We start from the raw sequence: 14,059 nt of genomic DNA on the forward strand, positions 1-14,059 counted from the left end.
ATTTTTTTAGTTGTTTGATATTTTGTCGGTGTTATCTATGCTAAGCAGATTGAATGGCTGAGCAAAGCAGATATATTCCCGACGATGAATATGAGCATGTCAAACTATTTCATTAACTCATCAATATAGGTCTCAAGATTGATATATTTTAGGTTTTGATACAGCGCTTTTTCAAACTTTTGTAATGTTTGATGGGTTTGTATGGCTGTGTTTCGTTGTTGTTGTAGATGGGGGTAGTATGCGGATGATTTTTTATAAAACTTCATTTTTAGGGAAATTTTTACGACTTGTAGATGGGATGAGAAGCAGGCTTGGCGAATATGGCGTAACTGAACCAGTACTTGACTTGAGGTGTGGGGTTTAAATAGGTTTTCTTTGATCAGGCCAATAAAGCCATAGCTGATACTGAAAAAAAATAATGCACTTAATAGTAATGAACTTTCTAAAAATTTGATATTGATGGCTTGTAAGATAATTAATATTGTAATTCTGAGCGGAATATTTTTGATAGATTGATAGAGATGTGTAGATGAGTGGCGAATTTGATAAATAATGAAGGGTGAAATAAGCATAAAACATAAGGTAATGAATAAAATTCCAATGGCATAGCTGAGAAAATTCCCGACCTCGTGCAGTAAATAAACATGGAGTAGATAAACGCTTGGTATAAAGATTATCCCTGCAATTAACCAAGGTAAAAACTCTTTCCATTCATCCAGTGCTCCATGGACAGGGATGAGTCCGTACAATAAGCGCGGTTTTTTAAATGCTTCAGGGTATTGATTAAAGAGTTGGTTATAACGCTCTAAAATTTGTTGTTGAGTCATCATAGGGAATACAGGTTATCTTTAGCGTTTATTGTGTTTTTTAGTGAGGAAATTTAGACATAAAAAAACCAGCATAATGCTGGATATTTTATTACACCATCTTGATTTAAGATGGTGCCCGAGGCCAGACTCGAACTGGCACGCTTTGTGGGCGGGGGATTTTAAATCCCCTGTGTCTACCGATTTCACCACTCGGGCTTAACAAGATGGAGGCGGAGGTCGGAATCGAACCGGCGTCCACGGAGTTGCAGTCCGCTGCATGACCACTCTGCCACCCCGCCGCGTCTTGTTGATGCGTATATTAGCAAGCTCTGAAAAAAAAACAATACTATGATGCTATTGTATGCACATAAAAACAGCATATAACAGCAAATAATTTAAATATTCATGTAAAATACGCCAAATTGATTAATATCAACACTTGGGAGATGGGCTGTGGCATTAGTTTTGGATGGGCGTGCATTAGCGAAAAAAATTGAAGCTGACTTATTGATTCGAGTAGAAGCACTTAAAGAAAAAACAGGGCGGACCCCAATTTTAGCGACTATTTTAGTTGGTGATGATGGTGCATCTGCAACTTATGTACGGATGAAAGGGAATGCTTGTCGTCGTGTCGGTATGGATTCTTTAAAGGTAGAGCTACCGAAAGAAACCACGACTGAACAGTTGTTGGCTGAAATTGAAAAATTAAATGCCAATCCTGATGTGCATGGTATTTTATTGCAGCATCCAGTACCTGCACAAATTGATGAGCGTGCATGCTTTGATGCAATTTCTCTTGCTAAAGATGTTGATGGTGTAACATGTCTTGGTTTTGGTCGTATGGCCATGGGTGAGGCTGCTTATGGTTCAGCAACACCAGCAGGTATTATGACGATTTTGCAGCAAAACCAAATTGAAATTGCTGGGAAACATGCCGTTGTTGTAGGACGTTCTGCTATTTTGGGTAAGCCGATGGCGATGATGTTGTTACAAGCCAATGCCACTGTGACGATTTGTCACTCACGGACAGAAAATTTAGCTGAATTCGTTAAGCAAGCAGATATTGTGGTGGGTGCTGTCGGTAAGGCTGAATTAATTCAGCAAGACTGGATTAAGCCTGGTGCTGTTGTGGTTGATGCTGGCTTCCATCCGCGTGATGGTGGTGGTGTTGGTGACATTCAATTACAAGGTATTGAAAATATTGCTGCTGCCTATACCCCAGTGCCAGGCGGTGTAGGCCCAATGACGATTACTACATTAATTCGTCAAACGGTTGAAGCGGCTGAAAAAGCACTCGCTTAAGTACTATGTTGGGAGAGCTTGTGCTTCAACAAGCATTCTCCCTTTTGAATTTATTTGTTAGAGATTGATCCGTTGTTTGCTGCATTTTTATTGTAAAATCATGGTGAGAATAGATCGATATAATCGACTACCATGATCAGTGATAAGATTGTGTTATATAATGGGTTGATCTATGGTTAAGCTATTGAAAAATTAACATTTATTTCGAGATAAAAAATAATTTTCTGTGCGTAATGAGTGATTTTTATATGCTCAATATGATGTGACATCGCTATATCGTACAATAAGTGGGTAATGAGATTTTTTGATGTATAGTCCTGTTCAAACACGTCAAGCACCGGCACATTTACTGAGCGCTTTGCATAAGGTCATTCCAAACTGTGGATTGCAAGCACAAGTATTACCTGGCACACCGATTTCACTGTGGTTAATTCCTCCCGTATTTCCTGCTGAAGCTTTAGATGATGAGGTTATTCGACGTATTTGGCATGATACACCATATTGGATCTTTTGTTGGGCATCTGGCTTAGCGATGGCGCAGTGGTTATTGAAAGAACCGCAGCATGTCAAAGATCAGGTGGTATTGGATTTTGGTGCTGGTTCAGGAGTGGTGGCGATTGCTGCCAAAATGGCTGGTGCTAAACGGGTGATTTGCTGTGATATTGATCCAATTAGTTTGCAAGCATGTCGAGCCAATGCTGCTTTAAATGCAGTTGAACTTGAATATTTGGACGATCTATATCGCGCAGAAGACATTGATGTACTTTTGGCAGCAGATGTTTTATATGATCAATCCAATCGATTTTTTTTAGACGAATTTTTAAAATTTTCCCCGATGGTATGGGTAGCAGATAGTCGAGTAAAAAATTTTAGTCATCCTCGCTATATCAAGCTCGATGAGCGTAGTGCCACAACATGGCCTGATTTAGATGAATCAGCAGAATTTAATCAGGTCAGCTTCTATCAAACAGTTTAAGGATTGCTGAAATTTGGTTACATCAACAATCCTCAATTTAATATTCAAGAACAGGTATAGCGAACCACATGGAGAGTTGCTGGGCGTGCATCTAGCGCTTGGCGTGTAGCATAATCTTCGCTGTTATAAAGATTAGGTGTATTGGATAGGCCAATACTGGTTCTTGATTGACCAATTTGACGACCAAAAGTTACATCTTTTTCTGAATTAATAATTTCATTAATACTTAAAATTTTTAAGCTATAGACTTTATTTTTACCTAACACTTTTGCGCAGGCATTTTGTAATTTGGACTCATCTAATGATTGATTTTTGCGTCCTGCCAAAGTGTACGCAATCGTTGCTGTATGTTCAGTTTTATTTTCGACTTGATAGCCTACATTACCATTATATTGACGTGCTGTGGTTTGACATGCAGTTAGCCCAATTGCAATTGCACTAAGTCCCAATAACTTATAAATATTATTCATTTAAAAATATCCTGCTCTCGTTATAGCAACGAGTATGCCATAAGGCGTTATAATTCTCGATCAAAGATAGAACTTGTTTTGCAAAAATATGAATATAATTTGTAAATAATATCCTTCTGTTAAGGATTAAGATGTTCATCAAACTTATTACCATCAACGATATGGTTGGTTGAATTAGATTTCTTTTTAAAAAGAACTGTTAATAAAATGTAAATATCACTGTATTTAACCAAACATCCGATTGTTATTTATGCAGTAGAAATCTAAGATAAACAGATAACAAACCTTAGAGATAAAAAAATGAGTGATAATAACGTATTACTGGGTGAAGAGTTATTAAATAACGCGATTTTAAATCGAGGAACAGCATTTTCTATAGAACAAAGAAAACGTTTTGGTCTATTGGGTTTGTTACCAGAAAAAGTGGAAACAGAAGAAGAACAACTAGAACGTGTTATGTTTCAAGTTAAAAGTAGAGCAACTGACTTGGATCGTTATATTTATTTAGCTGCTTTACATGATACAGATGAGGTTTTGTATTTTAAAGCACTTATGTCTGATCCTGCTTATTTTATGCCTTTGGTATATACCCCGACAGTTGGAGAAGCATGTCAAAATTATGACAAAATTATGCGTCGTCCACGTGGGTTATATTTACCAATTACGCGTCAGAATGAACTGGATGAATTGCTAGGCAATTGGTATGAACCTGATGTGCGTTTTATTGTAGTTACTGATGGTGAGCGTATTTTGGGTCTTGGTGATCAGGGTATTGGTGGGATGGGTATTCCGATTGGGAAGTTGTCATTATATACCGCATGTGCTGGTGTTCCACCGCATGTCACTTTACCCATTACCCTTGATGTTGGTACCAATAATCAAGGTCGTCTCAACGGAACAACCTATTTGGGATTAAAGCAGCCGCGTGTTACTGGACCCGAATATGATGATTTTATTGAGGCTTTTATTCAATCCGTACAGCGTGTATTTCCAAAAGCATGTATTCAGTTTGAAGATTTTGCATTTGCTCATGCAGCACCGATATTGGCAAAATATCGTGATAAAGTGTGTTGTTTTAATGATGATATTCAAGGTACAGCTGCAGTAGCACTGGCGGGTATCCAAACAGCACTTCGTATTACGCAGCAACCTTTAACTGAGCAGCGTATTTTATTTTTTGGTGCTGGAACTGCCGCTGTAGGTATTGCCACTTTGTTGGTGAAAGCGCTGATGATGAATGGGTTAAGTGAAGCAGAAGCACGCCAGCACTGCTGGATGTTTGATGTACATGGTTTGTTGCAAAGTCAACGACAGGATTTAGCTGATTTTCAACAGCCTTTTGCACATGAACACCATGCAGTAGAAAACTTTGTTGATGCTATTCATTGTTTAAAACCTACTGCCATTATTGGTGTATCTACGGTAGGCAAAGCATTTAATCAGGCAGTAATTGAAGCTATGGCACAGCATAATTCTCGTCCGATTATCTTGCCATTTTCCAATCCAACTGAACATTCGGAGTGTTCAGCAGAGGATGCTTATACCTGGTCTAAGGGGCAGGCGATTTTTGCTAGTGGTAGCCCATTCCCACCGGTACATTTTAATAATCAATTATTTATGCCGGGGCAAGGTAATAATGTTTATATTTTCCCTGCCATGGGAATGGCAATTTATGTAACTGGTGCTAAATTTGTTACCGATGAAATGTTTATTGTTGCTGCAAAAGCTTTATCAGAAGAGGTATCGAGTAATTATTTGGACTTGGGTTTAATATTTCCACCACAACAAGAAATTCTGCCTGTTTCCTTAAAAGTTGCAGCGAAAATTGCCGCATATATTTTTGATCATGGTTTGGCAACCGTACCATGTCCAGAAGATATTGATGCTTATATTGGGCAAATGGCATATCAACCTACTTATCCAGATATGGAATAAATAGCGATGATTTTATATCGGCACATTATTTGAGCTGATATTCAGTCACTATAGGAGATGTTGATATGCTGCACATCATTCTTTCAGCCATGGGGCCGATTATTGTTGGTTTAGCGATTGGCTTTATTTGTGGTAAAAAAAAGTACTTTACACCTGATACTGAAAAAGCTTTTGCAGATTTTGTGGTGAAAATTGCACTTCCTGCTGCTTTATTTGTGTCTGCGGCAACGGTTTCACCGAGTATCTTACTCAATGTTGATTATTTTTTATCTTTAGCAGCCGGATTAATTCTGACATTTATCTTGGGTTTGATTATTGCTAAATTTATTTTTAAGCATAATCGCCATGATGGCACCATGCAAGCATTGACCATGTCTTTTCCTGATATGGCATATTGTGGACCACCAGTATTATTGGCAACTGTGGGGTCATCTGGGCTGATTGCAATGGTGATGGGTAATATTATCTATACGGTGATTATTATTCCAATTGCGATGCTGTTATTGAGTGAAGAGCAGAAAAAACAAAGTATTTGGCAAGCTGTCGCTAAAAGTGTGTCACAACCTTTGGTGGTTTTACCAATTTTAGGTGCTGTTGTTGCAATTTCAGGCATTAAGTTACCTCAGGTATTGTATGCATCTGTAGATGAGTTAGGTAAGTGTGCTGGTGGTGTGGCATTGTTTTTTTTAGGTTTAATGATTTCGCATATCAAGCTTAAAATTAATTTTGAAATGCTGTGTAATCTATTTGTGAAAAATATATTGCAGGCTGCAATTATTCTTATGGTTGCAATCGCATTAGGACTTGAGGGGGGATTGTTAAAATCGGCATTTATTATTGGTATTTTACCGACAGCAACAGCCGTTCCTGCATTGGCGATGAGCTATAAGGCATACGAAGAAGATGCGGCAGCCGCAGTTTTTCTTAGTACCTTATGTTCGTTAGTGACGATTGTTTTGGGGATTATTATTATTGAAATGTGGTTATAAAAAGAGTACCTATATTATTGATATGTTTATGATAAATTGCAGGGTGTAACATCACATCTATCGATATTGTTGTAGATCATGAATCTTAAAATAAAAAAGGCCGCAACAGCGACCTTTTTTATGCAATTGCAATTACGCCGATTGAACAGCAGCAATTAATTCAGCTTGACGCACTTTAAGTGCTTCTGGTAAGCGATCACCTAATTTGTTAAACAATTCAGTGTGGCTTTCCAGTTCTTTTAACCACTGATCTTTATCTTGAGCAGTCACAAGTTCAAATTGTGCTTTGCTAAAGTCTAAACCAGTCCAGTTAAGTTGTTCATAAGTTGGAACACGGCCAATTGGTGTTTCAACTGCGTCAGCACGACCTTCACAACGATCAATGATCCACTCAAGCACACGCATATTTTGACCAAAACCAGGCCATACAAAATTGCCTTCTGCATCACGACGGAACCAGTTGACGTTATAGATGCCAGGGAGTTTGTTGCCAGCAGCTTCAGCTTTAGCAGCAACTTGTTCGCCAAGCTCTAACCAGTGGCTAAAGTAATCTGCCATGTTGTAACCTGCAAATGGAAGCATCGCAAATGGATCGCGACGTACAACACCTTGTTGGCCAACAGCGGCAGCAGTGGTTTCAGAGCCCATTGTTGCTGCTTTATAAACACCATCTACCCAGTCAAATGCTTCTGAAATAAGTGGCACAGTGTCTGCACGACGACCACCAAAGATAAATGCAGAGATAGGAACACCCGCTGGATTTTCCCAGTCAGCATCAATAGATGGACATTGACCTGCTGATACTGTGAAGCGTGCATTTGGATGTGCAGCCTTTTCATCACCTGTATGTGCTTGGCCTTTCCAGTTGGTTAAGTTTGCTGGTACTTCTTTAGAAAGACCTTCCCACCATACTTCACCGTTGTCTGTCACGGCAACGTTGGTGTAGATTACATCTTTATGTAATGTTGCCATACAGTTTGGATTGGTTTTGGTATTTGTACCTGGTGCAACACCAAAGAAACCTGCTTCAGGGTTAATAGCATACAAACGACCATCTTCACCTGGTTTAATCCAAGCAATATCATCACCAACAGTTTCAATTTTCCAGCCTTCGTAACCTGCTGGTGGAATAAGCATGGCAAAGTTGGTTTTACCGCAAGCAGATGGGAATGCAGCAGCAATATAATGTTTTTCACCTTGGGGATTGGTTACACCAAGAATTAACATATGTTCAGCTAACCAGCCTTGTTGACGGCCCATAGATGATGCGATACGTAATGCAAGACATTTTTTACCTAATAATGCATTGCCGCCATAACCAGAACCATAAGACCAGATTTCACGTGTTTCTGGATAATGTACGATGTATTTTTCTGGATTACATGGCCAAGCAACGTCTTTTTCACCTTCAGCAAGTGGCGCGCCGACAGTGTGTACACAAGGGATAAATTCGCCATCAGTACCTAACACATCATAAACTGCTTTGCCCATACGTGCCATTTTAGACATGCTGACAGCAACATATGGTGAATCTGTGAGTTCAATACCAATATGTGCAATATGAGAACCCAAAGGTCCCATTGAAAATGGAACAACATATAAGGTGCGACCTTGCATTGAGCCATCAAATAAGCCATTTAGGCGAGCTCGCATTTCTGCTGGTGCTTCCCAGTTGTTTGTTGCACCTGCATCTTCTTGCTTTTCAGAACAAATAAAAGTACGACCTTCAACACGCGCAACGTCAGAAGGATCAGAATTAGCAAGATAAGAACCAGGATGTTTTTCTTGGTTAAGTGCTTGCATTGTGCCGTTAGCGATCATCAAATCGATATAACGTTGATATTCTTCTTCGCTACCGTCACACCATTCAATTTTTGCTGGTTTTGTTAATTTAGCAATTTCTTCCACCCAAGCAATAAGCTTAGGGTGACGAACGAATTCTGGTGCGTTCACTTGGGTCATGTTGAGGCCTATCTCAAATATGTATATATGTGTTACATCTATACAAAGTAGAATCTAAGCAATAAGTGATATTGGCTTAGATCATAAAATGAAAAAAAAGTGGCGCTATTAAAGCATAATTTCAAAAAAAAAATAAGACTAAAGCACATATAGATATTGGTCGCTTTCATATGCTATTGTTTTTAAAAAAATTATATAAAACATTAATTTAAGCTTATATTTTTGAATTTTTTAATTATTTATTTAATAAATGTTTAATATTTATTTTATATATTGTTATATTAATCAATAACATGTGTTGATTGATGTGTTGTTGAAATGAATAGGTAAAAATCCCTAGTATTGGGGATCATTTAGCCTAAATTAAGGTGCTGATGTAGAATGAGTCGCGCAAAATATCAGCATCACAAGCGATTAAACTAGAAAGTAAATACATCAAATGATATTTAATACTTATCATCGATGAGTGCTATGGCGACTGTGATGATAATAAATGATGCAATCAATCTATGTTGTGATTTTGTCGAAAAAAAATACAAAAAAATAAAAAAATATGTAAAAAGCCCTTGAAGCATTTTTTTCCATCCCCACAATTGTGTCATCTAACAAATTTGATGTTGGTGTAAGGAAAAAACAAGTCAACATCATTGACCTAAAAAGACTTAGTCTGATGGAGTAATTTATGAGCAATATTCGTCCATTACATGATCGTGTAGTTATTCGTCGTGTTGAAGAAGAAACAAAGACAGCCGGCGGTATTTTGCTTCCAGGTTCTGCTGCTGAAAAACCAGCTCAAGGGGAAATTATTGCAGTAGGTAATGGTCAAATTACTGACAATGGCGTACGTGCATTAGATGTAAAAGTTGGTGATAAAGTTCTGTTTGGTACTTATGCAGGTACCACAGTTAAAGTCGACGGCGAAGAACTGTTAATCATGAAAGAGTCAGATATTCTTGCGGTTTTAGAAGCTTAATTGCTACGCAAAATAATCGAATCTCTTTAAAAGTAAATTGAATAAAATTTAAAAATATTTGGAGTTAAATATGTCAGCTAAAGACGTAAAATTTGGTGATTCAGCACGCTCTAAAATGATTGCAGGCGTAAATGTCCTTGCAGATGCTGTAAAAGTAACTTTAGGGCCTAAAGGCCGTAATGTTGTGATTGATCGTTCATTTGGTGCACCGCACATCACTAAAGATGGTGTAACTGTTGCTAAAGAAATCACATTAAAAGATAAGTTTGAGAATATGGGTGCTCAACTTGTTCGTGAAGTTTCAAGCAAAACCAATGATATTGCGGGTGATGGTACAACTACAGCAACAGTACTTGCACAAGCAATTTTAAATGAAGGGATTAAGTCAGTTACAGCGGGTATGAACCCAATGGACTTAAAACGCGGTATTGATTTGGCTGTTAAATCTGTTGTTGAAAGCATTAAAACAAATGCAAAACCAGCATCAGATTCTAAAGCGATTGAGCAAGTAGGTTCTATTTCTGCAAACTCTGATACAACAGTTGGTACATTAATTGCACAAGCCATGGAAAAAGTGGGTAAAGAAGGTGTAATTACTGTTGAAGAGGGTTCTGGTTTCGAAGATTCTCTTGACGTTGTAGAAGGAATGCAATTTGATCGTGGTTACATCTCACCATATTTTGCGAATAAGCAAGATACTTTGACTGCTGAGCTTGAAAATCCATTCATTCTGCTTGTTGATAAAAAAATCAGCAATATCCGTGAATTAATTACCGTGCTTGAAGCAGTTGCTAAAACAGGTAAACCATTGCTTATTATTGCAGAAGATGTTGAAGGTGAAGCATTAGCAACACTTGTGGTCAACAATATGCGCGGTATTATCAAAGTATGTGCGGTTAAGGCGCCTGGTTTTGGTGATCGTCGTAAAGCAATGTTGCAAGATATTGCGATTTTGACAGGTGGTACGGTAATTTCTGAAGAAATTGGTATGCAGCTTGATCAAACTTCACTTGAGCATTTAGGTACAGCACACAAAGTAACTGTATCTAAAGAAAATACAGTGATTGTAGACGGTGCGGGTGATGCAGCTCAAATTGCTGAGCGTGTACAACAAATCCGTGCGCAAATTGAAGAATCTACTTCTGAATATGACAAAGAAAAACTTCAAGAACGTGTTGCTAAATTAGCTGGCGGTGTAGCTGTTATCAAAATTGGTGCAGCAACAGAAGTTGAAATGAAAGAGAAAAAAGATCGTGTAGATGATGCACTTCATGCAACACGTGCTGCAGTTGAAGAAGGTGTTGTTGCCGGTGGTGGTGTTGCATTGGTACGTGCTGCTCAAGTACTTGACGGTTTAACTGGTGCTAATGACGATCAAAATGTTGGTATCAATATTCTACGTCGTGCGATTGAAGCACCACTTCGCCAAATCGTTGCTAACGCAGGTGACGAACCATCTGTTGTGATCAATGCAGTGAAAAGTGGTGAAGGTAACTTTGGTTACAACGCTGCAACAGGTATTTATGGTGATATGTTGGAAATGGGTATCCTTGATCCAGCAAAAGTAACACGTTCTGCGCTTGAACATGCTGCATCTGTTGCAGGTTTAATGTTGACTACAGAATGTATGATTACTGAAATCCCAGAAGATAAACCAGCAGCAATGCCGGATATGGGTGGCATGGGTGGTATGGGCGGCATGATGTAAGCAGTCCATTTGGTGATTAACCATGGGTAATTTATAGATTGATTAATTTTATTTTTATAAGTTACTGATGATGTTATTCACACCATTATCTGTTGTAAAAAAAGGTCACAAATTGTATTTGTGGCCTTTTTTTATCGCCTTTTTTCGTCACTTACCGCGTGCTTTATGCAATTTTTTAAACAAATCATCAGTGCAAATTCTTATTTAAATGATCATTAAGTTTTGTGCTAACTTGCACAGATATTATTCGGTTAGTTGGACAAACAGTTATTGCTCTTTAAGATGATTAATTAATCGCTCATAGTCATTTTTAGACAGTTGACCAATGTAAGTTAATTTTGTCTTATTAATTGGTAACTGATATGTTTGTACGGTATCAATCCATGATTTTTTACTTAGTCCAACCGATTCCCAATCTATAATTTCAATATATTTATGGTTTAGAAATCAATACCAGTACACCTGTACAAGATCATTTTAGTGTGGGTGGAACATTATCTTATACTCGAGGCCAATTTAAAGATGCTCGTAGTGATTGGCGGGAACTTAACGCATTACAAGTTTCTCCAGTCAAGGGGACTTTATTTGCCGAGTGGAATGATCATCAAGATCATCGCCTAAGAGTTCAAATGCTTGCTGTGAAAGGTACGGACCAAGCATATAAAGACTCCCTTGTTGCAACATATGATGAAAATGTCCGTCCAAATGCTGCCACTAAAATCAAGGGATATGCGATTATGGATATGATTGCAGAGACAAAATTAGGCTTTGGAACAGTTGCTTTTGCGATATATAACGTTTGGAATACTGAGTACAAGACGGTATTTAGTCAAGCTGCTGAAGCAGTTTATGGCGCTATCTCTAGCTTAGCAGCCCAAGGTCGTACTTACAGTTTGAGTTATACGCTGAAATATTAATCTAAACAAAAAGACAATCAGGCAGTGCGTATGCGATACCGATGGATCAGTGAGTGGATGAAAGCAGTCGTAGAAATATAATGCATTCACGATTTTAATATTTTTGTCATCTTTATTCATTATGATTTTTAGAGTTAAATGAATGCTGGATTTATATACATTTTTTTGAGATTGTTACAAAGTTCGAGCAGGGAATTTATGCGTCAAATTGATATGGATATTTAATTTATATTATTGAAAAATAATATTATTTTATTTTATCTTTGGATTTCTTTAATAAACAAAACGAATTTAACAATAAAATATAGTTTATAAAGCCAGTGATTGTCATATAATTGTCACAATTAAATTGAAGAATAAGCGGATTCGTAGTCCTCTTTTTTTGTTTGCATGAATTCTAATCCAACTCCTATAGATTCAGCGCACAAGTCGGCCAAAGTGGAGTCGACAAATGTTCATGTGCCAACACCAAAGTTTTTTTTACCGGTGTTTCTAACACTTATAATTTCAACGCTGATTTATATTGGTATTCAATTGACTGCCGATTTGTCTCATGTTCCATCTTTAAGTTTATATTCTGTTGTACTTTTGGGGACAGCATTATTTATTGCTTTGGGATTTGAATTTGTCAATGGTTTTCATGATACAGCCAATGCTGTTGCAACGGTAATTTATACCAATGCATTATCTGCGCCTGTTGCGGTAATGTGGGCTGGTTTCTGCAATTTCTTAGGCGTAATGGTTGCTAGTGGCGCTGTTGCTTATGGAATTATTGCATTATTACCTGTTGAACTGATTATGAATGTTGGTTCTGGTGCTGGTTTTGCAATGGTTTTTGCCATGCTGATTGCCGCAATCTTATGGAACTTGGGAACGTGGTTTCTCGGTATTCCAGCATCGAGTTCACATACACTGATTGGCTCAATTTTAGGTGTAGGAATCATGAACTACATCTTGCATTCGGGCTTTGGTGCGTCTGGTGTTGATATTGAGCAAGTCATTAAGGTGGGTAAAGCACTACTGTTTTCACCATTAATTGGTTTTGCTTTTGCTGCTATTTTATTCTTATTGGTCAAAAAGATTTTTAAGAAACAAATGGACTTATTTCAACCACCAGAAGGTAATAAGCCACCACCGCCATTAATCCGTGCAATTCTAATCTTTACCTGTACAGGGGTAAGTTTTGCTCACGGTTCAAATGATGGGCAAAAAGGTATGGGACTAATCATGTTGATTTTGATTGGTATTGTGCCTTTAGCATATTCATTGAATAAGAACTTAGATCAGGCACATGTACAATCGTTTGAACAGCTTTCTGCACAAACTGCACATGTTATTTATGCCAAGCATGCTGATCTTTCGAATCAAGAAGCACGTGATATTCTGACTAAGTATATTCAAACCAAAGAAGTCACTCCTCATGTCGTTCCTGCTTTAGCTAGCTTAACGCAATATGTAGGACAACATATTGGCCAATATGGTGATCTTAAAAATGTACCTGAAGCTGAAGTATCTTTATTACGTAATGATATGTATTTGAGTACTACTGCATTTAAACGGTTAGAAAAAGCACAACAATTGCCTGTCATGACTGAGCAACAAACTCAGACCGTTAAAGAATATCGTAAAAGCTTAGATGCATTCTTACAGTATATTCCAACATGGGTTAAAGTGGCTGTGGCACTTGCATTAGGGCTTGGAACTATGGTGGGCTGGAAGCGTATTGTGGTCACAGTGGGTGAGCGTATTGGTAAGCAGCATATGACCTATGGTCAAGGTATGTCAGCAGAGCTGGTTGCGATGTCGACGATTGCCGCAGCTGATGGTTTCGGTATGCCAGTATCAACGACACATGTATTGAATTCGGCAGTTGCAGGAACAATGGTAGCGAATAAGTCTGGATTGAATTTACGGATGGTAAAAACCATTCTTTCAGCATGGATCTTTACTTTACCAGCGACAATTTGTTTATCTGGTGTTTTATACTGGCTGTTATTAAAAGTATTTTAAATGCATAT

Annotated in this window: 10 protein-coding genes, 2 tRNA genes and 1 pseudogene; 8 read left to right on the forward strand and 5 right to left on the reverse strand. The window is 38.0% G+C overall.

Translation table 11 applies throughout. From position 1 onward, the window contains the following. Nucleotides 1-104: 104 nt before the first annotated feature. From QSG86_RS07795 to QSG86_RS07805, 3 genes are all read right to left on the reverse strand, one after another. The gene (locus QSG86_RS07795) at nt 105-830 is read right to left on the reverse strand and encodes a hypothetical protein (protein ID WP_317030966.1); all 726 of its coding nucleotides are present in this window, start codon (nt 828-830) and stop codon (nt 105-107) included. A gap of 109 nt (nt 831-939) precedes the next feature. Further along, nucleotides 940-1,025, reverse strand: a tRNA-Leu gene (locus QSG86_RS07800). Between the two features lie 9 nt (nt 1,026-1,034). Next, nucleotides 1,035-1,108 (reverse strand) — tRNA-Cys (locus QSG86_RS07805). A 154-nt stretch (nt 1,109-1,262) separates the two neighbouring features. Here QSG86_RS07805 and folD point away from each other — a divergent pair. After that, nucleotides 1,263-2,111: a bifunctional methylenetetrahydrofolate dehydrogenase/methenyltetrahydrofolate cyclohydrolase FolD gene (folD, locus tag QSG86_RS07810; RefSeq protein ID WP_317030967.1), complete on the forward strand. Its 849-nt coding sequence runs from the start codon at nt 1,263-1,265 to the stop codon at nt 2,109-2,111. Between the two features lie 307 nt (nt 2,112-2,418). Further along, nucleotides 2,419-3,087, forward strand: a complete 669-nt coding sequence (locus tag QSG86_RS07815) for a class I SAM-dependent methyltransferase (protein ID WP_317030968.1) — start codon at nt 2,419-2,421, stop codon at nt 3,085-3,087. A gap of 44 nt (nt 3,088-3,131) precedes the next feature. Here QSG86_RS07815 and QSG86_RS07820 read toward each other — a convergent pair whose 3' ends face one another. Next, nucleotides 3,132-3,557 (reverse strand): hypothetical protein, encoded by a 426-nt coding sequence (locus tag QSG86_RS07820; protein WP_317030969.1) that lies wholly within the window; start codon nt 3,555-3,557, stop codon nt 3,132-3,134. 300 nt (nt 3,558-3,857) lie between these two features. On the opposite strand from QSG86_RS07820, the gene QSG86_RS07825 reads away from it, so the two are divergent. Together QSG86_RS07825 and QSG86_RS07830 are read left to right on the forward strand one after the other, a co-directional pair. Then, the gene (locus QSG86_RS07825) at nt 3,858-5,492 is read left to right on the forward strand and encodes an NAD-dependent malic enzyme (RefSeq protein WP_317030970.1); all 1,635 of its coding nucleotides are present in this window, start codon (nt 3,858-3,860) and stop codon (nt 5,490-5,492) included. Nucleotides 5,493-5,557: 65 nt separating this feature from the next. Then, nucleotides 5,558-6,481, forward strand: coding sequence for an AEC family transporter (locus tag QSG86_RS07830; protein ID WP_317030971.1), 924 nt, complete (start codon nt 5,558-5,560; stop codon nt 6,479-6,481). Between the two features lie 132 nt (nt 6,482-6,613). On the opposite strand, the gene QSG86_RS07835 is transcribed toward QSG86_RS07830, so the two are convergent. Continuing rightward, the gene (locus QSG86_RS07835) at nt 6,614-8,443 is read right to left on the reverse strand and encodes a phosphoenolpyruvate carboxykinase (GTP) (RefSeq protein ID WP_317030972.1); all 1,830 of its coding nucleotides are present in this window, start codon (nt 8,441-8,443) and stop codon (nt 6,614-6,616) included. 682 nt (nt 8,444-9,125) lie between these two features. Here QSG86_RS07835 and groES point away from each other — a divergent pair. The 4 genes and pseudogenes from groES to QSG86_RS07855 all read left to right on the forward strand — a co-directional run bounded on the left by groES (nt 9,126) and on the right by QSG86_RS07855 (nt 14,051). After that, nucleotides 9,126-9,416 (forward strand): co-chaperone GroES, encoded by a 291-nt coding sequence (gene groES, locus QSG86_RS07840; protein WP_067729023.1) that lies wholly within the window; start codon nt 9,126-9,128, stop codon nt 9,414-9,416. Nucleotides 9,417-9,486: 70 nt separating this feature from the next. Next, a complete protein-coding gene (gene groL / locus QSG86_RS07845; protein WP_317030973.1) occupies nt 9,487-11,124 on the forward strand; it encodes a chaperonin GroEL in 1,638 nt (545 codons plus the stop codon). A gap of 425 nt (nt 11,125-11,549) precedes the next feature. After that, a pseudogene (locus QSG86_RS07850) lies at nt 11,550-12,041 on the forward strand (TonB-dependent receptor); the annotation flags it as partial. 390 nt (nt 12,042-12,431) lie between these two features. Beyond that, entirely contained in the window at nt 12,432-14,051 is a 1,620-nt protein-coding gene (locus QSG86_RS07855; protein ID WP_317030974.1) for an inorganic phosphate transporter, read from the forward strand. The last annotated feature ends 8 nt before the right edge of the window (nt 14,052-14,059 follow it).

It is taken from the genome of Acinetobacter sp. SAAs474 (assembly GCF_032823475.1).
GTDB lineage: Bacteria > Pseudomonadota > Gammaproteobacteria > Pseudomonadales > Moraxellaceae > Acinetobacter.

Excerpts from the sequence above, each read along its gene's own strand:
- QSG86_RS07815 (WP_317030968.1), top strand. The coding sequence starts at position 2,419 with ATGTATAGTCCTGTTCAAACACGTCAAGCACCGGCACATTTACTGAGC.
- groL (WP_317030973.1), top strand. The coding sequence starts at position 9,487 with ATGTCAGCTAAAGACGTAAAATTTGGTGATTCAGCACGCTCTAAAATG.
- QSG86_RS07825 (WP_317030970.1), top strand. The coding sequence starts at position 3,858 with ATGAGTGATAATAACGTATTACTGGGTGAAGAGTTATTAAATAACGCG.
- QSG86_RS07795 (WP_317030966.1), bottom strand. The coding sequence starts at position 830 with ATGATGACTCAACAACAAATTTTAGAGCGTTATAACCAACTCTTTAAT.
- groES (WP_067729023.1), top strand. The coding sequence starts at position 9,126 with ATGAGCAATATTCGTCCATTACATGATCGTGTAGTTATTCGTCGTGTT.
- QSG86_RS07835 (WP_317030972.1), bottom strand. The coding sequence starts at position 8,443 with ATGACCCAAGTGAACGCACCAGAATTCGTTCGTCACCCTAAGCTTATT.
- QSG86_RS07855 (WP_317030974.1), top strand. The coding sequence starts at position 12,432 with ATGAATTCTAATCCAACTCCTATAGATTCAGCGCACAAGTCGGCCAAA.
- QSG86_RS07820 (WP_317030969.1), bottom strand. The coding sequence starts at position 3,557 with ATGAATAATATTTATAAGTTATTGGGACTTAGTGCAATTGCAATTGGG.
- QSG86_RS07830 (WP_317030971.1), top strand. The coding sequence starts at position 5,558 with ATGCTGCACATCATTCTTTCAGCCATGGGGCCGATTATTGTTGGTTTA.